Genomic DNA, 18,788 nt, shown 5'->3' on the forward strand with positions numbered 1-18,788 from the left:
TTATAAATCATTGAGTTATAAGTAATTTAGTAACACTATATGAGTCTATCATACCATGGTGTTACTATTAGTGTTACTAAAATTTGTGGATTTGGTCAGTTTCTATCGGACTTATTAGAACAACAAAAAAGCCTTGATACATTATATATCAAGGCTTTATCGGACTATATCATACTATATAGAATTAGAATTTGGTGGAGATAATCGGGATCGAACCGACGACCTCTTGAATGCCATTCAAGCGCTCTCCCAACTGAGCTATATCCCCATAAAAGACAGCGACATGATAAAATTTGACTATGTGGCTGTCAATACGATTTTATTATGTGTTTGTTATCCGATTAAATATTAAGCATTTTGTGCATTAATAAAATCAATAGCGCGCTGAATACGTGTAAGTACACGATCTCTGCCGATACCGACTAGGGTAACATCCATTGATGGAGATTGACCAGAACCTGTCACAGCGACACGTAATGGCATGCCAACTTTACCCATGCCCACTTCTAGTTCAGCAGCCGTTTGCTCAATCGCTTCGTGAGTAGAATGTAAATCCCAGCTAGAAAGTGCGGTTAATTTTTCTTTCACTTTTGCAAGCGCTTCAGCAGCATTGCCTTTGAAATGTTTTTTTGCTGCGGCTTCATCAAAGGTTTCAAATTCTTCAAAGAAGTAGCGGCTTGAACTAGCCATTTCTTTTAAAGTTTTGCAACGTTCCGCAAGCATGGAGACAATTTCAGTTAATACTGGACCATTAGTTATATCAATGCCTTGATCTTTGTAATGCCATTCGAGGTGTTTAGCCACATATTCTGGCGGTAATTCACGGATATAATGTTGATTTAACCACTGTAATTTTTCGGTATTAAATGCGCTAGCTGATTTGCTAACGTGATCTAATTCGAAATAGTTGATCATTTCTTCGCGACTGAAAATTTCTTGGTCGCCATGTCCCCAGCCTAAACGCACAAGATAGTTGATTAAAGCTTCCGGTAAGTAACCATCATCACGATATTGCATTACGCTCACTGCACCATGTCGTTTAGAGAGTTTTTGACCATCATCTCCATTAATCATGGAAACGTGTGCGTAGGTTGGAATTGGAGCACCAATCGCTTTTAAAATATTGATTTGACGTGGCGTGTTATTGATATGATCTTCGCCACGTACCACATGAGTGATGCCCATGTCCCAGTCATCCACGACTACACAGAAGTTATAAGTTGGTGAACCGTCTGTGCGACGAATAATAAGATCATCAAGCTCATTGTTGCTGATTTCAATACGGCCACGTACGGCATCATCGAATACTACAGATCCTTCAGTTGGATTTTTAAAACGTACAACGTGGGGTTCATCAGGTGAATGGCTGTGATCGTGTAAGCAGTGACGGTCATAACGTGGTTTTTCTTTATTTTGTTCTTGAGTATGACGAAGTTCTTCTAAGCGATCTTTAGTACAGTAGCAACGATATGCTAAGCCTTGTTCAATCATTTCATCGATCACTTGGTTGTAACGATCAAAGCGTTTAGTTTGGTAATAAGGGCCATGTTCCCACGGAAGATTTAACCATTCCATGCCTTCAATAATGGCAGCCGTTGCTTCTGGTGTTGAACGCTCTAAATCAGTGTCTTCAATTCGTAATACAAATTCGCCGTTATTATGTTTTGCGTATAACCAAGAATAAAGTGCGGTACGTGCGCCACCTACATGTAAATAACCTGTAGGACTAGGAGCAAAACGAGTACGCACTTTTACATTTGGGTCTAAATTAAAAGGAGCATCTAGTTTCATTTTTATAACCTATCTTCAATAAAATATTAGTCGTTATTCTACTACGACTTGTTTTACTTCTAAATAAAAAAGCGGATTTTATGCTTATTTTTACGACAATTAAACAAAATTTAATAAAAAGGTATTGACTGAAAATGCATTCTCCCTATAATGCCAACCCACAACATTAAGGGCGATTAGCTCAGTTGGGAGAGCACCTCCCTTACAAGGAGGGGGTCACTGGTTCGAGACCGGTATCGCCCACCACTTCTCTAAAAAGTGTTCTTGATGTTGCTAAGTTTGACCAAGCGGGCGATTAGCTCAGTTGGGAGAGCACCTCCCTTACAAGGAGGGGGTCACTGGTTCGAGACCGGTATCGCCCACCACTTTTCTAAAGTGTCCTTTCCGCTCAAACTTTCCCTTTACATTTAAACGCTTTCTAGTGGGCGATTAGCTCAGTTGGGAGAGCACCTCCCTTACAAGGAGGGGGTCACTGGTTCGAGACCGGTATCGCCCACCACTTAAAAGTGTTTAAATAAACCGAAAATTTAGGGTTTTACCTTAATATTATCGGGCGATTAGCTCAGTTGGGAGAGCACCTCCCTTACAAGGAGGGGGTCACTGGTTCGAGACCGGTATCGCCCACCACTTTATTTTCAAATTATCCAAATAATTTTCTTTTACCGTTCAATCTATTACGTTTACGTGATAAAGTGCGCAGACATTGTCATGTCTCATTTTAGTCTGTTATGCATCATAGGGAAAATTCATGATCGCTTATATTTTCTTAGCTTTATTCACGATTGCGGCAGTAATTTTTATTGTAAACTCCCATTATCGTTGGACTTATTTCTTTGCTATTACGCTTTTTACTTTTTTATTTGGCAGCATGCTTATGGTTTCCAGCCAATGGCAACGTGCTTTAAATTTTTCATCTGTGCTTTTTGTGGTGCTGATGTTGTTTCACCGTTTAAAAATTCATTATTACAAACAGCCTTTGCTAATTTCAGATTTCTTTCTTGTGGTAGATTGGCGAAATTGGGAAACCTTAATTCATTATAAAGGTGCGTTATTTGGCGTTATTGGACTACTTGCGTTATTAGGTTATGCGATTTTTGGTTTTAATGATGTAGAGTCTTTAGGGGGATTAGGTAATACCATTGGGGCGTTATTATTTATCGTTAGCTTTAGCTTGATGTGGCATTATTCTAAAAAGCCAAGTGCGGTGCAAGTTTGGTTAGATTCTTTGCCTGATGATGGTCGTGATGTATTTTTAAATTTACCAATGTCTTGCCGCGGTATTTTTTTCAAAGTGCCAAATTTTGAAGGTAATAGCCAAAATTTTATTGAAAAAATGACCGCACTTTCATCTGATACAAACAACCTATCTGAAACAAAACCCGATATTGTAGTGACATTAATGGAATCTACGCTGAACCCTCATCAATTTGCTTTTAGTCAGCAATCTATTCCACCACTTTCCATGTTTGAACCCCAAAATGATACGGTATTTGCTTCACCGTTGCGTGTACATACTTTTGCTGGCGCAACGTGGAAATCAGAATTTGCTTTTTTAGCTGGTGTGCCTTCGACTGATTTTGGCGCGTTAGCAAGTGGCGTTTTTTATTCTGTTGTGCCGCATTTACAATCAGGTTTAGTGAAAAATCTAAAAGCACAAGGATATTTTTGTGTTGCCTTATCTCCTTTTACAAAAGGTAATTACAATGCGAAATCCGCTTATGATCATTTCGGTTTTGATTTGATGTTACAGCCGCAAGATCTTGGTTATCCTGCGCCTATCAGTAAAAATCTTTGGGATATTAGTAGTGAAGAAATGATGAAGTACACCCGAATGATTTTGGAAAAACAGCATCCAGCGTTAGAAAATGTAGATCAGCCGATGTTTGTTTATGTGTTGACTATGCGAGAACATGGTCCATATGAATTGGGCATGGAAAATACATTTAATCTTCAAATGCCTAATTTAGGGGCTAAAAGTATTTCTGCATTGAATGACTATACTCAACGTATTGTCGCATTGAATGATGCGATTGAAGGAATGAATAACTATTTACATGAACGTAAAAAGCCTTTTGTTCTAGGTTATTTCGGTGATCACCAAGTGGCATTTGATAATGTTATCCCTCCGAAGAAAGGGGATTATGCACAGCCTGATTATGTGACCCAATTTGTTGTAAGAAGTAATTGTGCGAGTCAATTTAAGCAAGAGCAACGTTTTTTAGATCTCGCTTTTGCTGGAGGCGTCTTGATGAATGTAGCTGGATTATCAGCAGAAGATGAATTTATGAAAGCGAATATAGCAATGTGTAAATTAAGTCACGGAAAATTGGAAGATTCTTCTAATCCTGAATTCGTGAACGACTATCGTCATTATCTCTATCAAACCTTAAAAATTGCAAAATAGCTAAATAAAAGGCTAATGTTGATCTATCCCTAAAATAAAGGACTAAGCTCTTTAATCTTCATAGCTTAGTCCTTAATTTAATAGTCTAACTTTTTAGAAGTCAGAGCATATATAACATCCTCTTATTATCACATGTAAAAGTGATTAAAAACGAATTTCAACAGAGCCTGCAAAATTACGGCCAGGGGCATAAAAACGCTCTAATCCTTTTCCTTCTGTATCTACAGAGTCAGTTGTACTGATTTTATTAATACCGCGTAAAGTATCCCAAGTATGGTATTTACGATTAAGCATATTATAAACGCCAGCGCCTTATTTTATATATCGTACGTTAATTTAGTATAGCAAATAAAATAGTGAGGAGCTTTCCCTATGAGTAAAATCAAACTTTCAATCATTGCACTTTCTTGTGCTCTCGCATTAAGTGCTTGTTCTTCTAGTTCAAAAGGTGGTTCAGATAATTCGGATCAAATTCGTCAAACAGAGAATGAATTAAATCAAAGAATTTCTGCTGCTAATAAGAAAGCTGAAGAGGCGGTTAAGAAGGCTGAAACCGCAATTAATACAGCAAAGGCAAACGGTCAGCAAACTGAAGAAGAGAAAAAAGCGGCTGAAGCAGAGAAAAAAGCCGCTGAAGAGGCTCTAAAAGCTGCCGAAGAGAGATTAAAAAAACTTGAAAATTTACAAGCTGATGAAAAAGCCCGTATTCCTCTAAGTGATAAAGTTTTCGGTGGTATTAGTGGGGAAATGAAAGATACTATTTCTGGTGGTACAATAAATCTTGAGAAAAATGAGTTAAATTCTGCATTAACAAATGACATTCGTGATCTAGCAATTAGAGATAAAGACGGTAGATTTGTGTATGTGCCTGTTGTTAGAAGAGCTAATATAGATCCAGATGGCTGGGACGATGAATACCGTGACCCATATCATATGGTAAAAGAGGGGCAGAGTATTTTAAGTAATTCTGATTTTCAGTCTAGTGCATTTGGTACATATTTTCATAATTTAACTGATAATCAATATTTCTACGCTCAAGGAAATCCAACAGCACTAGCACAAATCCCGACAGCAGGCAAAGTAGAGTACGATGGCGGTGCTGCTTATAAGAAAGATGGGGATGATAGTCAAAGAACTGGAATGACTGCTACAGCAGATTTTGCTAACAAAGTTATTGATATTAATATCAAAGAAAAACCTAATTTCGTACCAGAAATGAACTTTGGTGGTAAAATCACTGGAAACAGTTTTGCGGGTGAAGTGAATGGTATTAAAACTCAAGGCGGTTTCTTCGGTGAAAATGCCCAAGAAATGACAGGTTTATTTACTAATGAAGCAGATAAATCCCGTGGTGCATTTGGTGGGATTAAAAAATAACAGTCAGTAATTTATAAATCATAAAAAGGAAATATAACCTTGCCCCAACAAGGTTATATCCATTCAATTCAAGGATTAGGTTTTATAGTTTACAAACCTAATCCTTTTTGTTTAACTAAAATAGCAAAGCACGGGCGTTAAGTCCGTGCTTTAAACTTATCTTAAAATCAACCGCACTTTATTCTACGGTAACAGACTTCGCTAAGTTACGAGGTTGATCTACGTCAGTACCTTTAATTAAAGCCACATGATAAGAAAGCAACTGCATTGGGATGGTATAAAAAATCGGTGCAACGATATCATTGACTTTTGGCATCGTGATGATTTTCATTCCTTCACTTGGTGTAAAGCCTGCTTCTTTATCGGCAAATACGTATAATTGACCGCCACGAGCACGAACCTCTTCAATGTTCGATTTTACTTTCTCTAATAATTCATTATTTGGCGCCACAACAATTACTGGCATGTCGGCATCAATCAACGCTAATGGACCATGCTTCAATTCTCCCGCCGCATACGCTTCCGCATGAATATAAGAAATCTCTTTCAATTTCAAAGAGGCCTCTACTGCAATTGGATAAAATGCACCACGACCTAAGAAAAGTGCATGATGTTTTTCAGCAAAATCCTCAGCTAATGCTTCAATTTCGGTATCAAATGCTAACGCTTTTTCGATTTCCGCAGGTAAAGATTGCATTGCTTTGATAATCTCTTGCTCTTTTTCTGCAGAAATATGATCTTTAACTTTACCAAGTGCCGTCACCAACATTAATAACGCAGCGAGCTGTGTCGTAAATGCTTTTGTTGATGCCACCCCAACTTCAACACCGGCACGAGTCATAAATGCAAGATCTGATTCGCGTACTAGCGAAGAGCCAGCAACATTACAAATTGTTAATGCCGCCATGTAGCCCTTTTCTTTCGCTAAACGAAGTGCAGCTAAAGTATCGGCTGTTTCGCCAGATTGAGAAAGTGTAATCAATAAGCTATTTGGACGGGTAACAAATTTGCGATAACGAAACTCTGATGCAATTTCAACATCACAGCTCACGCCAGCCAAAGATTCAAACCAATAACGCGCCACCATACCTGCATTATAAGATGTACCACAAGCAACAATTTGAATATGCTCAACTTTTTCTAAAATGCCTTTTGCACCATTGCCAATTGAATCGACAATCACATTTTCATGATTGATACGTCCTTCCATTGTATTGATAAGTGCGGTTGGCTGTTCGTAAATTTCTTTCTGCATAAAATGGCGGAATTTACCTTTCTCTGTCGCGTCATTTTCAAGATTAGATTCGTGAATTTCACGCTCAACTTTATTGCCGTAAGTATCATAAATATCAACTGTACGACGTGTAATTTCTGCAATATCCCCTTCTTCTAAAAAGATAAAACGGCGGGTAACACTTAAAAGCGCAAGTTGATCTGAAGCTAAGAAATTTTCACCAATACCTAAGCCAATCACTAGCGGACTACCAGAACGAGCCGCCACTAAATGTTCAGGATGACGGCTGTCCATTACCACCATACCATATGCGCCAGTAAGTTGCTTTACTGCTTTTTTCACAGCTTCTAAAAGTGAATCTGTGCTACGCATTTCCCACTCAACGAGGTGAGCAATCACTTCAGTATCGGTTTGCGATAAAAATACATAACCACGAGATTTTAATAATTCTCGAAGTTCCTCATGATTTTCAATAATACCGTTATGTACTACAGCAAAAGTGCCTGACGCATGGGGGTGAGCATTGGTTTCTGATGGTTCACCATGCGTCGCCCAACGCGTATGCGCAATGCCTGTACCACCAATCAATGGTTTCTCCGATACAGCCTCATCTAATGCTTTAACTTTACCTAAGCAGCGCACGCGTTGTAATTCATGATGTTCATTTACCACTGCAACGCCTGCAGAATCATAACCACGATATTCCAAACGATGTAAACCATTAATTAAGATTTCCGCTACATCACGTTGCGCTACCGCGCCGACAATACCACACATAAGTTTTCCTTATTGTTAATTAAATAAAAAATACGTCTACTTTTTTAACCGCACTTTATACGCAAATTACTTCTACGCCATGAGCTAAAATGGCTTGTTTATCTTGTTCTGACAATCCTGTATCAGTAATAAGCACATCAATTTGTTGCCAAGTTAATTCTAAATTTGGCATTTTTCGACCAATTTTCTGAGATTCCACCATCACAACGACTTCGCGAGAAACTTCCGCCATCACCTGGCTTAATCCTACAAGTTCATTAAAAGTCGTAGAACCTCGCGCTAAATCAATGCCATCGGCACCAATAAAAAGTTGATCGAAATCGTAAGAACGTAGCACCTGTTCAGCTACTTTTCCTTGAAACGATTCCGAACGAGTATCCCAAGTTCCACCAGTCATCAGCAACGTTGGCTCATTTTCTAATGCTCTCAATTCTGTTGCTACCGAAAGTGAATTCGTCATTACAACTAAGCCTTGTTTTAAGTTAAGTTGCTTAATCAGAGCCGCCGTAGTACTTCCACTATCTACGATAATACGGTTATGATCACGAATACGTTCGGCGGCGGCTTTCGCTATGACAAACTTTCGCTTCGTAAGTTCATAATTTTCGTTTTCATCAATAATTTCTTTCGGCATTAAAATTGCGCCACCGTATTTACGCAATAAAAAACCATTTGTTTCTAGCGCACTTAAGTCTTTACGAATAGTCACTTCAGATATATCAAAAAGCTGCACGAGCTGTTCTACACTCACCTCACCTTGTTCTTGCAAAAGTTGCATAATTGTATGGCGACGTTGTTTAGTATTACGAGGCTGGCTACTTTTTTTCATAAAGCTATCCTTAAATGCAATAAATTTCGATTCGAAAGTTTATGTAAATAATATTATTTTGTAAAGTAAATTTTAGGTAACAAAAAACCCTGCTTATTGGCAGGGTTTAAAATCATTCAAATATTAATTATTTGATTGCATCTTTTAATGCTTTACCAGATACAAATGCTGGTACTTTAGATGCTGCGATTTGGATTTCAGCACCAGTTTGTGGGTTACGACCAGTACGCGCAGCACGTGCATTTACTTTGAATGTACCGAAACCGATTAATTGTACAGGTTCACCTTTTTTGAGGCTTGCAGTAATCGCGTCTAAAGTAGCTTCTAACGCAGCTTTAGCTTGTTTCTTGTTTAATTCTGCAGCACTTGCAATTGCATCAATTAAATCTGTTTTGTTCATAAATTTGTACCTTCTGTTAAATAAAAATTTGACTCTTTAAAATACGCCAGCGGACCAGCCGCAAAAGCTGTGCAAAGGATAATCTAACTTTCTCTTAATTAAAAGAAAGATTTATAAAATTTGTGACGAATCTCACGTTATTGATGAAATTCTATACCAATATTAGATATCCCCTCGGATCGGATCTCATTTTTTAAATCTAAAATTAATTCAATATCACGTTTTTCACATTCTTTAAGTAAACGATAAATCTGCCATTGCACATCGAGTTCAGCTTGAATATCTTCACTTTCTTTAAGTTCACTTTCCGACCAATCTCGCCCCGTTTCAGTTTCCAATAAACTCGTTACCGTTCCTAAAGAAATTAAGCTAATTTCCACCGCTCTTTCTAATGTTTCACCCGCGATAATAGCATGTAAAATTTCAGCTAAAGCCTGACAAGCATCTAACGCTGGCACAACACCAAAACTCTCGAAATCATTCACATCAGGAATAATCGTTTCCAATTTCTCTAACTGATTTTCAAAGTTGATCTTCGCATCTTTAACCGTTAAATATTCCCACACCAAATTAAGAATATTTTGATACGTTTTGGTTTCAGCGCTAAGCTCGTTCATTTGACAGAACAATTTAAAATTTGGTGCCATACGTTCACATAAAGTAACCATAAAAGTAAGATGTTGCCAACTTTCTAAGTTTTCTAAACGTTTATGAATCGGGTTTCGCATCTTATTTCCTTAATTCGTAAGAGTTGGAATATTTATGAATCGCATTTATGTTCCGCTTTACAGAGTTCAAGCGTCACATAAATTAATTTGCGAGCGATAGTACCTGTTGGCGGTAATTCTGGCAAGGGTTGATCATAAGAAAACCACTGCGCATCATGAATTTCATTTTCCTGCAAAGTAATTTCACCGCTATCATAATCAGCCAGAAAACCGACCATTTGAGAATTCGGAAATGCCCAAGGTTGGCTACCCAAATAACGAATGTTTTTTATCGAAATCCCAGTTTCTTCAAAAACCTCTCTCCGCACTGCTTGTTCAAATGTTTCACCAACCTCTACAAAGCCTGCAAGAGTGGTATACATTCCTCCGTTCGGGTGATAATGACGCTTGTGATTAGCAAGCAATATTTCTTTGCCACGTCGAACTGCAACAATAATGGATGGGCAAATTACAGGATAAGTGCGATACCCACAGTGAGTACATTGCACAGCGAGTTCTTCTTGAATTTGTTGTGTTTTATGGCCGCACTTTCCACAGAATTTATGAGTTTTTAGGAAATGATTAATTTCCACACCTCGGCTTAATACATGGAATTCATCCTCTGGCAGTGAAAGTAATCCACGCAAACTTACATATTCTCGTTCATCACTTTCTTGCTCAGCCACAAGCCATAACGGATGATTTTTCCATTCACCGATTTGCATTGCCTGCAATTCTTCTATTCCAAGGGTTTTAGCCGTATCACAAGGCAACTCATTATTCAGCAAATAAAGATTCGAACCTTGAGTAAGCAACCAATAACCAAAATCATCTGGATGAAGTGTTTTCATTTTTTACTCCATAAAAATAACCGCACTTTCAAAAGTGCGGTTATTATAAATCTTCTTTTTACCACTCACTAATAATAAGAGTGCTCTCCACGCTGATGTTCGGTTACATCTTTTGCACCTTTTAATTCATTAGGGAATAGGCTAATAAGTTGTTTTTCTACGCCATCTTTTAACGTAACGTCCACCATTGAGCAACCATTACAGCCACCACCAAATTGTAAAATTGCGTAACCATCTTCAGTAATTTCAATTAAGGTTATGCGTCCACCATGATTTGCAAGCTGTGGATTAATTTGAGTTTGTATCACATATTCAACACGTTCAATTAATGGCGCATCATCAGCCACCTTACGCATTTTGGCATTTGGTGCTTTTAAGGTAAGTTGCGCACCAAGTTCTTCGGTAACATAATCAATTTCTGCTTCTTCTAAGAAAGGCAGGCTGACCTCATCAATAAATGCAGAAAAAGTGTCATATTTCATTTCAAAATCACTTTCTTCTACGGCATTCGGTGGGCAATAAGATACGCCACATTCCGCGTTAGGCGTGCCTGGATTAACCACGAAAATACGAATATTCGTTCCTTCTTCTTGCGTGTCTAAAAGTTTTCGAAAATGTGCTTGTGCGGCATCAGAAATAGCGATTTGCTGGGTTGCTTGTTCCATAATTATGTCCTAAATACTTGAGAGAAAGTATCAGGAATAATACGCCCATCGCGCTTTTTTTTCCAGTGCTTTATATTAAGCACGCGCCAGCCCCCACACTTGTATCTCCTCCACACCTAATTTTCGCAACAATTTCGAGATTTCATTGAGTGTAGAGCCGGTAGTAATCACATCATCCACCAGCGCGACACGACGATAAGGAAATTCATTTTTTGAAACAGCAAGAGAAAAGGCATTTTTTAAATTCTGACGACGATCTTTTGCACTCAAACCACGTTGAGTATGGGTATGTCTCACGCGCTTTACGGTATTGTTCAAATTAGGAATATCTAGCCAACGACTTAATTGCCGAGATAATAAATCTGCCTGATTATAACCTCGTCGCCACTGACGAAAATGATATAAAGGCACTGGAATGATTGCTTCTGGCAATTTAAGTTGATGTGTTCGCTTAGCATCACGCACCGCAAGATATAAAAGCCGAGCCAAAGTGCGGTCAATCCAAAATTGATTTTGAAATTTAAAACGGTGAATCAATACAGAAAGTGGTTCAATATAATGCCCAATAATGACTATCTTATCCCAACTAGGTTCTTGTTTAAGGCAATTACCACAATGCTGCGCATAATATTGCAATTCTGCACCACAATGACCACAATAAGGAAAAGATTTAATTTGTTTTTGGCAACATGAACATAGTCCATTTTTTGCGATATGAAGATTGCCACGACAGTGGATACAGCGAAAATTGAAGAAGTTCATTTGATCCTTATTAGTGATTACGGCGACTTAGGGTCGGTTTAGTAACCTAGGATAGGTATACCCTAGGCTAATTACAATACTACCCCGTTGGGGTAGGTATAGGTGTTCCCCAAAGGGGAACTACGATTACTATCACTAACCGTGGGTATACTTACCCACGGCTTACAAACCTAGGGTAGATGTAAGTGTTTCCCAAAACAGCTAAACATTTCTCTCAAACCATTCTACGTTAAAATCAATTCCTTCACGTTGAAATAGGCTCCTCATTTCATCATTGAAATGGGTTTCTTTGTGATGCTGTTTTTGATTCTTAATATAATTAATAAGTTGATATTTATCCCTGTCACTATAAGTTAATGCACAAAATCCTACTGACCAAGCCGTAAATTCTGGAAATAATGATTTATTTTCATCTAAAAAACGGTGTGTCGATTTTTTTAATTTACGAACAAATTCAGCTACTGAAATCGTTTGATGTAATTCAACAAATAAATGTAGATGATCTGGCATACCATTAATTCGATGAAGTATAGATTGGTGCGCTTTAACAAATCCCCAAATGTAATCATAGAGAATTCTCTCATTTTCTTCATTAATGGCATAAACACTGCCTTTTGTCCTAAAAACAATGTGATAAAACAAACGGCAGTAACTCATTGTAACTTTTTCCCCTCACTTTTTTGTTTCAACGCCTCTAACGTTTCTCCAGCTTTTAAAATATGCGGCGTCACGAAAATCACGAGCTCACGTTTTTGATGTCGTTCACTTTCTTTACTAAACAATCGTTTAATGCCTGGTATATCGCCAAGTACTGGCACTTTATCTTCGCTTTTTGTGATCGTATCGTGGAACACACCTCCAAGCACAATGGTTTCCCCATCTTTGGCAAAAACCTGAGTATTAATTTCTTGCTTATCAATAGAAACCACCTCATTTTGTCCATAAGCGACACGAGAACCTGGTGAGTTTTGGCTCACTAATAAATCAAGCAAAATATTGTTATCTTTAGAAATATGTGGTGTCACTTCCAAACCAAGCACTGCCTCACGAAATTCGACAGATTGCGTATCGTTACGAGTATTACTCACAACATAAGGAATTTCTGTCCCCTGTTTAATGCTCGCACTTTTCTTATTGGTAGTGAGTAAGCGAGGACTAGCGATAATTTCTACATTATTTTCACGCTCTAAAGCGCTTAATTCTAAATCAAGCAATCGACCATTAATTTTCGCGACTTGTAATGCTATCGAGCCAGCAGGTGTTGTCGTTGTCGCAAAATTTACATTAAGATTATCCGCAATATTTTCAAAACCATTACCGGCTAAACTACCAGCTACACGCCCCGCATTTTCCGTTGGATTAAAAATCCCCCACCGAACGCCAAGTTCTTTCAAACTTTCATCCGTAATTGTCACAATGCGCGCTTCAATAGCGATCTGCTCAATAGGTTTATCCATTTCAGAAATTAGTTTTTTGATATTTTGCACAGAACGAGGCTCATCCTGAATAACGAGTAAATTACTGCGATCATCAAAGGTAATGCTCCCCGCAGGAGAAAGCAAAGAGCCACTTCCTGTGGTTAAAGATTTCATTAACTCAGAGGCTTTAGCAAAATGGAGTTTAACCGTGTGACTCACTAAGTGCGGTTCATTTGTAGTAAGATTTCCTGCAACTTGACCTTTGCCTGATAATCCTCCATTCAGATAGTAAATACCCTCATCTTTATTCAAAGTAAGCTTCTTACTTTTAGCGATTATTTGTAGCAAACGTGGCATATCAATATTATCTAATTTCAACGAAATATTGCCTTCTAGCGTCTCATCCATCACTAAATTGACATCATGTTGAAAAGCTAATTGCTCCAGTGTTTGGGCTAAAGGCGCTTGCGATAAACGAATAAAAAAACGTTCGTTATCTGTTTTAGGATTAGCAAAAACGATTAATGGCAAACAAAAATACACTAAAAAACAACCGCACTTTAAAAGATATTTCTTCATAATATTCCTTTAAAAACTTAATTCTTTCTGTTCTGTGCTATCACATTGAGCACCAGACTTACGCATAAATTGAACTTTATTTTGATTAATTTTTGTTACAACATATCCTTCTTGAGCTACATCAACGCCCTCTAAAACGCTGTAAATTTGCAAATCCTGATCCTGAAATAACGCAAACGCTTTATCTTTAGAAATCACTACCCCCACTAATTTTAAAGCGTTCAAAGGAATTTCAGATGCTTGGCGATTTTCATCCGCTCCGCATAGATTATTAGGTACATCTGAGGAAATTATTTCTGTCTGCTCCATTACTGTTTGTGCGTTATCAAACTGAGAACGGTTACGCTGTGTTTTATCAAAAGGATCTTGTCCCCAACTGCAATTCATAAAAAATAATGTAATTAGGTAAAACCAATACTTCATTTTGCCTCCTTATCTAGCTGAAAAATGATCTCGGTTTGCAATGGGCTGTCTTCGGGTTTCATAAATTGCAACTGGCTTACAGAAAGCTGTGACGTATTAGCTAAAAGTGCGGTTAAAAATATCTTCGTTTTTTCAAAATGCCCAGTAAGCTGTAAATGCAAAATAGGCTGCAGCCCCATTTCCCAACGTAAATGCTGAGATAAACCGTTACGCGCAGCTAAACGTTGAATTTGTTTATTCAACGGCATAATTTGTGCAGCCAGTTCTGGAGACAGTTTTCGACTTTCCGACTGCTGCTGTAAAGAAGTTAAAATTTTCTGTTGATGCAACAATTCTGAACGTTTCCCCGCTAGCTCATTTTCGGTTTCATGGAAACGTGAGCTCCCCTCGATATAATCTAAAATGGGGCGAAAAGTCACCGCACTTAATAGCAATAAAAAGGTTAAACCATGCACATAAAAAGGCTGACTTAGCCATTTTCCAAAAGGAGTAAAAGGATCGTTAAAAAAGGCTTTCACTTATCTTCTCCAACTTCTTCCACATCAAAGCGAAAAAACAATGTATGTTGCTCAGGCTGAACTTGACTTAATTTCACATTGGGGAAATGTTTCTTTAAAAATTGATGTACCGACTCAAATTCCATTTGATCTTGCGCTCGACCTTCCAAACTTAAGTTATGACCATCTTGTTTAAATCGGTTTAACTCTCCTTTCTGAAGAGGCAATTCACTTAATCGTTGCAAACTATGTTGAACTTGCCCATTCGTGAGAGATTGCAAAACTTCACCAACTTGCACCGCACTGCGTAACTGTTCAATTTGTATGGTAGTTTTATGAAGCTGTTGATTAAGTTGTTCAAAAGACTTTTGCTGCGCCTGCAAATTTTGTTGCTGTTGTTCAATCAAATTGCTAAAAGCCAACATTAAATTAATAGCAAGCAAGATAAATAAAGCGATATAAAAAGCTAAACGACGTAAACGCTTTTGATGTTGATAAGTACGCCAAGGCAATAAATTCATCGACATTTAGCTACTCACTTTTTGTTGATGTAAATCTTTTTGCCACAGCGCATTGCCAAGCGCGATAAAAGGTAAATCCGTTTCCACTCGCTGCCAGTTTTCTGGTACTGGCGTATGACTTGAAGGAATTTGATAAACTAAAATTCGTTCAATTTGCCCTTCAAAACGTTCGGTAAATTGCTCATAAAGTGCGGTCAAATTTTCGTGAGATTGTAAAATTTGCGATTGCTGAGATCTTTCACAAATCGCCAAACAATAGTCATCTTCTTGAAATAAAAATAAGGTATTTTCTGACCGCACTTGTTCATTCAACAAATACTGAAATGCACGCAGGATACTATGAGGAACAACATCTAACACATTAATTTTAAATGGCTGAAAATCTTGTAAATAAGTTTGAGCATTTGCCTCTCGAATTGCCGTAATCTCTAAACGAAAACCTTGTTTTAACGAAGTAGAAATATAATCAAACCACAATTCATCCAAAGGAATAGGCAGCTCTTTCTCAATCACAAATTTACATTGTTGATGACATTCTTGTGCATTTAATATTTGCGGCAACATTAATACTTTCGACCAAGTCAAGTGAGCAGAAATACTTGCCACAAACTGCAAAGAAAAGGTTTTCCCTTGAGATTGAGTTTTTAAATGTTGCAAAAAACGATTTTTTAAATCACTATCATTGATAGAGGCTTGATAACATTGTGGCTCTTCAAGTTCATCAAGCCACACAAAATCAAAATTACCTTGTTTACGGTGAATACCAATTTGTAAAGTGCGGTGATTTTTCCGAGAGAATTGCATATTCTTTCCTATTCTTTAAAGGCTGAATCTTTTATACTTAGCAGCCAAATCATAGGTCTCTTGACAAGAATATTCATTAACGAAGCGAGAATTTTACGATGCGGATCGCAAAATTAATATTTAGCACCCTATTAACTTTATGTATTTTAGGTTTAGTAGCAGGCGGAATGCTGTATTTCCACCTAAAATCTGAATTGCCCTCAGTCGAAGCATTAAAAACCGTTGAATTACAACAGCCAATGCAGATTTATACGGCCGACGGTAAATTAATTGGTGAAGTGGGTGAGCAACGCCGTATTCCAGTAAAATTAGCCGATGTGCCACAACGCTTAATTGATGCATTTTTAGCGACGGAAGACAGTCGTTTTTACGATCATCACGGATTAGACCCTATCGGCATTGCACGTGCGTTATTTGTTGCAGTGAATAATGGTGGCGCATCACAAGGTGCAAGTACGATCACCCAACAATTAGCGCGTAACTTTTTCTTAACTCCAGAAAAAACTATAATTCGTAAAGCTCGTGAAGCAGTACTTGCGGTGGAAATTGAAAATACCCTCACCAAACAAGAAATCTTAGAGCTTTATTTAAATAAAATCTTTTTAGGCTATCGTTCTTATGGTGTTGCAGCGGCTGCGCAAACCTATTTCGGTAAATCATTAAATGAATTGACCTTATCAGAAATGGCCATTATCGCAGGCTTACCAAAAGCACCTTCAACCATGAATCCGCTTTATTCTTTAAAACGTTCTGAAGAACGCCGCAATGTGGTGCTAGGCCGAATGTTAGATGAAAAATACATCAGCAAAGAAGAATATGATGCCGCATTAAAAGAGCCAATCATCGCGAGTTATCATGGTGCAAAATTTGAATTTCGTGCGGATTATGTCACTGAAATGGTACGCCAAGAAATGGTTCGCCGTTTTGGTGAAGAAAATGCCTACACCAGTGGTTATAAAGTATTTACCACTGTACTTTCAAAAGACCAAGCGGAAGCTCAAAAAGCCGTACGTAACAACTTAATTGATTACGATATGCGTCGTGGGTATCGTGGTGGGGCGCCTTTATGGCAAAAAAATGAAGCTGCTTGGGATGATGAGCGTATTCTAGCGTTTTTACGTAAATTGCCAGATTCTAACCCATTTATTCCAGCAGCAGTGGTTGGAATGGCAAAAGGTGATGCGGATCTATTATTAGCATCAGGTGAAAAAATAACGCTCTCCACTAATGCAATGCGTTGGACTGGTAGAAGTAATCCCGTAAAAGTAGGTGAGCAAATTTGGATTCGTCAACGCACTAATGGTGAATGGCAATTAGGACAAATTCCAGCAGCTAACTCTGCGTTAGTATCTCTTAACTCAGATAATGGTGCGATTGAAGCCATTGTTGGTGGCTTTAGCTATGAACAAAGTAAGTTCAACCGTGCGACACAATCCTTAGTTCAAGTGGGTTCTTCTATCAAACCATTTATTTACGCTGCAGCATTAGAAAAAGGCTTAACGCTTTCTAGCGTATTACAAGACAGCCCAATTTCTATTCAAAAACCAGGACAAAAATTGTGGCAACCAAAAAACTCACCTGATCGTTACGATGGTCCAATGCGGTTACGCGTAGGATTAGGTCAATCCAAAAATATGATTGCTATTCGTGCTATCCAGACGGCAGGTATTGATTTCACAGCAGAATTTTTACAACGTTTTGGTTTTAAACGTGATCAATATTTTGCAAGTGAAGCCTTAGCGCTTGGCGCAGCCTCTTTCACACCATTAGAAATGGCTAGAGCTTATGCGGTGTTTGATAATGGAGGCTTCCTCATTGAACCTTATATCATTGAAAAAATTCAAGATAACACGGGTAAAGATCTATTTGTTGCAAACCCTAAAATTGCTTGTATTGAGTGTAATGATCTCCCTGTTGTTTATGGTGAAACGAAAGACAAAATCAACGGCTTTGCGAATATTCCTTTAGGCGAAAATGCCTTAAAACCATCAGATGACAGTACAAACGGTGAAGAAGTTGATCAACAACCTGAAACTGTACCTGAACTGCCAGAATTACAGTCAAATGTCACAGCACTTAAAGAAGATGCGATTGATTTAATGGCGGATGCAAAAAATGGTTCATCTAAAACTGAATATGCCCCTCGAGTAATCAGTGGAGAATTAGCATTTTTAATTCGTAGTGCCTTAAATACTGCGATTTATGGTGAACAAGGTTTAGACTGGAAAGGAACTAGCTGGCGTATCGCACAAACCATTAAACGTAGCGATATAGGCGGTAAAACCGGTACCACCAACAGTTCAAAAGTAGCCTGGTATGCAGGATTTGGTGCAAACTTAGTAACCACAACTTATGTCGGGTTTGATGATAACAAACGTGTACTTGGGCGTGGAGAAGCAGGTGCAAAAACTGCAATGCCAGCTTGGGTCGCTTATATGAAAACAGCATTGAGCGACAAACCAGAACGTAAATTACCGTTACCACCCAAAATTATGGAAAAAAGTATTGATACTATGACTGGTTTGCTTTCTCCAGCTGGTGGGCGCAAAGAATATTTTATTATAGGTACTGAACCGACACGTACCTATCTTTCGGAAATGCAAGAGCGTGGTTATTATGTTCCTACAGAGTTACAGCAACGCTTAAATAATGAAGGTAATACGCCAACGCCTGCTGCACAACCAGAAGAACTCTTCTAAAAATGACCGCACTTTAAGTGCATAATCAGGCGAGTCAATTGGCTCGCCTT

Annotated in this window: 18 protein-coding genes and 5 tRNA genes; 7 read left to right on the forward strand and 16 right to left on the reverse strand. The window is 38.2% G+C overall.

Annotation, left to right across the window (positions count from 1 at the left end):
• Positions 1-192: 192 nt before the first annotated feature.
• A tRNA-Ala gene (locus tag AC6H22_RS06835) sits at positions 193-268 on the reverse strand.
• Positions 269-348: 80 nt separating this feature from the next.
• Positions 349-1,791, reverse strand: a complete 1,443-nt coding sequence (gene gltX, locus AC6H22_RS06840) for a glutamate--tRNA ligase (protein ID WP_497515555.1) — start codon at positions 1,789-1,791, stop codon at positions 349-351.
• 170 nt (positions 1,792-1,961) lie between these two features.
• Between gltX and AC6H22_RS06845 the strand changes: the two genes are divergently transcribed.
• The 5 genes from AC6H22_RS06845 to lpt6 all read left to right on the forward strand — a co-directional run bounded on the left by AC6H22_RS06845 (position 1,962) and on the right by lpt6 (position 4,195).
• A tRNA-Val gene (locus tag AC6H22_RS06845) sits at positions 1,962-2,037 on the forward strand.
• A 43-nt stretch (positions 2,038-2,080) separates the two neighbouring features.
• Positions 2,081-2,156 (forward strand) — tRNA-Val (locus tag AC6H22_RS06850).
• Between the two features lie 58 nt (positions 2,157-2,214).
• Positions 2,215-2,290: transfer RNA gene (locus tag AC6H22_RS06855), tRNA-Val, on the forward strand.
• Between the two features lie 52 nt (positions 2,291-2,342).
• A tRNA-Val gene (locus tag AC6H22_RS06860) sits at positions 2,343-2,418 on the forward strand.
• Between the two features lie 121 nt (positions 2,419-2,539).
• Entirely contained in the window at positions 2,540-4,195 is a 1,656-nt protein-coding gene (gene lpt6, locus AC6H22_RS06865; protein ID WP_118817497.1) for a phosphoethanolamine transferase Lpt6, read from the forward strand.
• 144 nt (positions 4,196-4,339) lie between these two features.
• On the opposite strand, the gene AC6H22_RS06870 is transcribed toward lpt6, so the two are convergent.
• Entirely contained in the window at positions 4,340-4,489 is a 150-nt protein-coding gene (locus AC6H22_RS06870) for a hypothetical protein (RefSeq protein WP_162790467.1), read from the reverse strand.
• A 78-nt stretch (positions 4,490-4,567) separates the two neighbouring features.
• Between AC6H22_RS06870 and AC6H22_RS06875 the strand changes: the two genes are divergently transcribed.
• Positions 4,568-5,572, forward strand: a complete 1,005-nt coding sequence (locus tag AC6H22_RS06875) for a transferrin-binding protein-like solute binding protein (RefSeq protein WP_497515556.1) — start codon at positions 4,568-4,570, stop codon at positions 5,570-5,572.
• A gap of 178 nt (positions 5,573-5,750) precedes the next feature.
• On the opposite strand, the gene glmS is transcribed toward AC6H22_RS06875, so the two are convergent.
• From glmS to AC6H22_RS06940, 13 genes are all read right to left on the reverse strand, one after another.
• Positions 5,751-7,583: a glutamine--fructose-6-phosphate transaminase (isomerizing) gene (gene glmS / locus AC6H22_RS06880; RefSeq protein ID WP_118817496.1), complete on the reverse strand. Its 1,833-nt coding sequence runs from the start codon at positions 7,581-7,583 to the stop codon at positions 5,751-5,753.
• Between the two features lie 55 nt (positions 7,584-7,638).
• A complete protein-coding gene (locus AC6H22_RS06885; protein ID WP_005626560.1) occupies positions 7,639-8,412 on the reverse strand; it encodes a DeoR/GlpR family DNA-binding transcription regulator in 774 nt (257 codons plus the stop codon).
• Positions 8,413-8,539: 127 nt separating this feature from the next.
• Positions 8,540-8,812 carry an HU family DNA-binding protein gene (locus tag AC6H22_RS06890; protein WP_005626557.1) on the reverse strand — a complete coding sequence of 91 codons (273 nt, stop codon included), beginning with the start codon at positions 8,810-8,812 and terminating at the stop codon, positions 8,540-8,542.
• Between the two features lie 137 nt (positions 8,813-8,949).
• Complete coding sequence (locus AC6H22_RS06895; RefSeq protein ID WP_118817495.1) at positions 8,950-9,540, reverse strand: YjaG family protein; 591 nt, start codon at positions 9,538-9,540, stop codon at positions 8,950-8,952.
• Positions 9,541-9,572: 32 nt separating this feature from the next.
• Positions 9,573-10,370, reverse strand: a complete 798-nt coding sequence (nudC, locus tag AC6H22_RS06900) for an NAD(+) diphosphatase (RefSeq protein WP_497515557.1) — start codon at positions 10,368-10,370, stop codon at positions 9,573-9,575.
• Positions 10,371-10,438: 68 nt separating this feature from the next.
• The gene (gene nfuA, locus AC6H22_RS06905) at positions 10,439-11,035 is read right to left on the reverse strand and encodes a Fe-S biogenesis protein NfuA (RefSeq protein WP_005639133.1); all 597 of its coding nucleotides are present in this window, start codon (positions 11,033-11,035) and stop codon (positions 10,439-10,441) included.
• 75 nt (positions 11,036-11,110) lie between these two features.
• The gene (locus AC6H22_RS06910) at positions 11,111-11,797 is read right to left on the reverse strand and encodes a ComF family protein (RefSeq protein ID WP_497515558.1); all 687 of its coding nucleotides are present in this window, start codon (positions 11,795-11,797) and stop codon (positions 11,111-11,113) included.
• A 201-nt stretch (positions 11,798-11,998) separates the two neighbouring features.
• Entirely contained in the window at positions 11,999-12,454 is a 456-nt protein-coding gene (gene tnpA / locus AC6H22_RS06915) for an IS200/IS605 family transposase (RefSeq protein ID WP_497515560.1), read from the reverse strand.
• Entirely contained in the window at positions 12,451-13,794 is a 1,344-nt protein-coding gene (locus AC6H22_RS06920) for a type IV pilus secretin PilQ family protein (protein ID WP_005626544.1), read from the reverse strand. Before AC6H22_RS06920 ends, tnpA begins: the two co-directional genes overlap by 4 nt.
• Positions 13,795-13,803: 9 nt before the next feature.
• Entirely contained in the window at positions 13,804-14,217 is a 414-nt protein-coding gene (locus tag AC6H22_RS06925) for a pilus assembly protein PilP (protein ID WP_118817494.1), read from the reverse strand.
• Positions 14,214-14,735 (reverse strand): competence protein ComC, encoded by a 522-nt coding sequence (gene comC, locus AC6H22_RS06930; protein WP_005626540.1) that lies wholly within the window; start codon positions 14,733-14,735, stop codon positions 14,214-14,216. The genes AC6H22_RS06925 and comC overlap by 4 nt, the downstream gene beginning before the upstream one ends.
• On the reverse strand, positions 14,732-15,241 hold the full coding sequence (locus AC6H22_RS06935; RefSeq protein WP_005626538.1) for a hypothetical protein: 510 nt from the start codon (positions 15,239-15,241) through the stop codon (positions 14,732-14,734). The genes comC and AC6H22_RS06935 overlap by 4 nt, the downstream gene beginning before the upstream one ends.
• Complete coding sequence (locus AC6H22_RS06940) at positions 15,242-16,039, reverse strand: type IV pilus biogenesis protein PilM (protein ID WP_005626536.1); 798 nt, start codon at positions 16,037-16,039, stop codon at positions 15,242-15,244.
• Between the two features lie 98 nt (positions 16,040-16,137).
• On the opposite strand from AC6H22_RS06940, the gene AC6H22_RS06945 reads away from it, so the two are divergent.
• Positions 16,138-18,738: a penicillin-binding protein 1A gene (locus AC6H22_RS06945; protein WP_005626534.1), complete on the forward strand. Its 2,601-nt coding sequence runs from the start codon at positions 16,138-16,140 to the stop codon at positions 18,736-18,738.
• Positions 18,739-18,788: the final 50 nt, after the last annotated feature.

The sequence above is a fragment of the Haemophilus sp. THUN1690 genome, assembly GCF_059704375.1.

What these genes read in the sequence shown, in the direction of transcription:
- gltX (WP_497515555.1), bottom strand. Translation starts at nt 1,791, where the DNA reads ATGAAACTAGATGCTCCTTTTAATTTAGACCCAAATGTAAAAGTGCGT.
- lpt6 (WP_118817497.1), top strand. Translation starts at nt 2,540, where the DNA reads ATGATCGCTTATATTTTCTTAGCTTTATTCACGATTGCGGCAGTAATT.
- AC6H22_RS06870 (WP_162790467.1), bottom strand. Translation starts at nt 4,489, where the DNA reads ATGCTTAATCGTAAATACCATACTTGGGATACTTTACGCGGTATTAAT.
- AC6H22_RS06875 (WP_497515556.1), top strand. Translation starts at nt 4,568, where the DNA reads ATGAGTAAAATCAAACTTTCAATCATTGCACTTTCTTGTGCTCTCGCA.
- glmS (WP_118817496.1), bottom strand. Translation starts at nt 7,583, where the DNA reads ATGTGTGGTATTGTCGGCGCGGTAGCGCAACGTGATGTAGCGGAAATC.
- AC6H22_RS06885 (WP_005626560.1), bottom strand. Translation starts at nt 8,412, where the DNA reads ATGAAAAAAAGTAGCCAGCCTCGTAATACTAAACAACGTCGCCATACA.
- AC6H22_RS06890 (WP_005626557.1), bottom strand. Translation starts at nt 8,812, where the DNA reads ATGAACAAAACAGATTTAATTGATGCAATTGCAAGTGCTGCAGAATTA.
- AC6H22_RS06895 (WP_118817495.1), bottom strand. Translation starts at nt 9,540, where the DNA reads ATGCGAAACCCGATTCATAAACGTTTAGAAAACTTAGAAAGTTGGCAA.
- nudC (WP_497515557.1), bottom strand. Translation starts at nt 10,370, where the DNA reads ATGAAAACACTTCATCCAGATGATTTTGGTTATTGGTTGCTTACTCAA.
- nfuA (WP_005639133.1), bottom strand. Translation starts at nt 11,035, where the DNA reads ATGGAACAAGCAACCCAGCAAATCGCTATTTCTGATGCCGCACAAGCA.
- AC6H22_RS06910 (WP_497515558.1), bottom strand. Translation starts at nt 11,797, where the DNA reads ATGAACTTCTTCAATTTTCGCTGTATCCACTGTCGTGGCAATCTTCAT.
- tnpA (WP_497515560.1), bottom strand. Translation starts at nt 12,454, where the DNA reads ATGAGTTACTGCCGTTTGTTTTATCACATTGTTTTTAGGACAAAAGGC.
- AC6H22_RS06920 (WP_005626544.1), bottom strand. Translation starts at nt 13,794, where the DNA reads ATGAAGAAATATCTTTTAAAGTGCGGTTGTTTTTTAGTGTATTTTTGT.
- AC6H22_RS06925 (WP_118817494.1), bottom strand. Translation starts at nt 14,217, where the DNA reads ATGAAGTATTGGTTTTACCTAATTACATTATTTTTTATGAATTGCAGT.
- AC6H22_RS06935 (WP_005626538.1), bottom strand. Translation starts at nt 15,241, where the DNA reads ATGTCGATGAATTTATTGCCTTGGCGTACTTATCAACATCAAAAGCGT.
- AC6H22_RS06940 (WP_005626536.1), bottom strand. Translation starts at nt 16,039, where the DNA reads ATGCAATTCTCTCGGAAAAATCACCGCACTTTACAAATTGGTATTCAC.
- AC6H22_RS06945 (WP_005626534.1), top strand. Translation starts at nt 16,138, where the DNA reads ATGCGGATCGCAAAATTAATATTTAGCACCCTATTAACTTTATGTATT.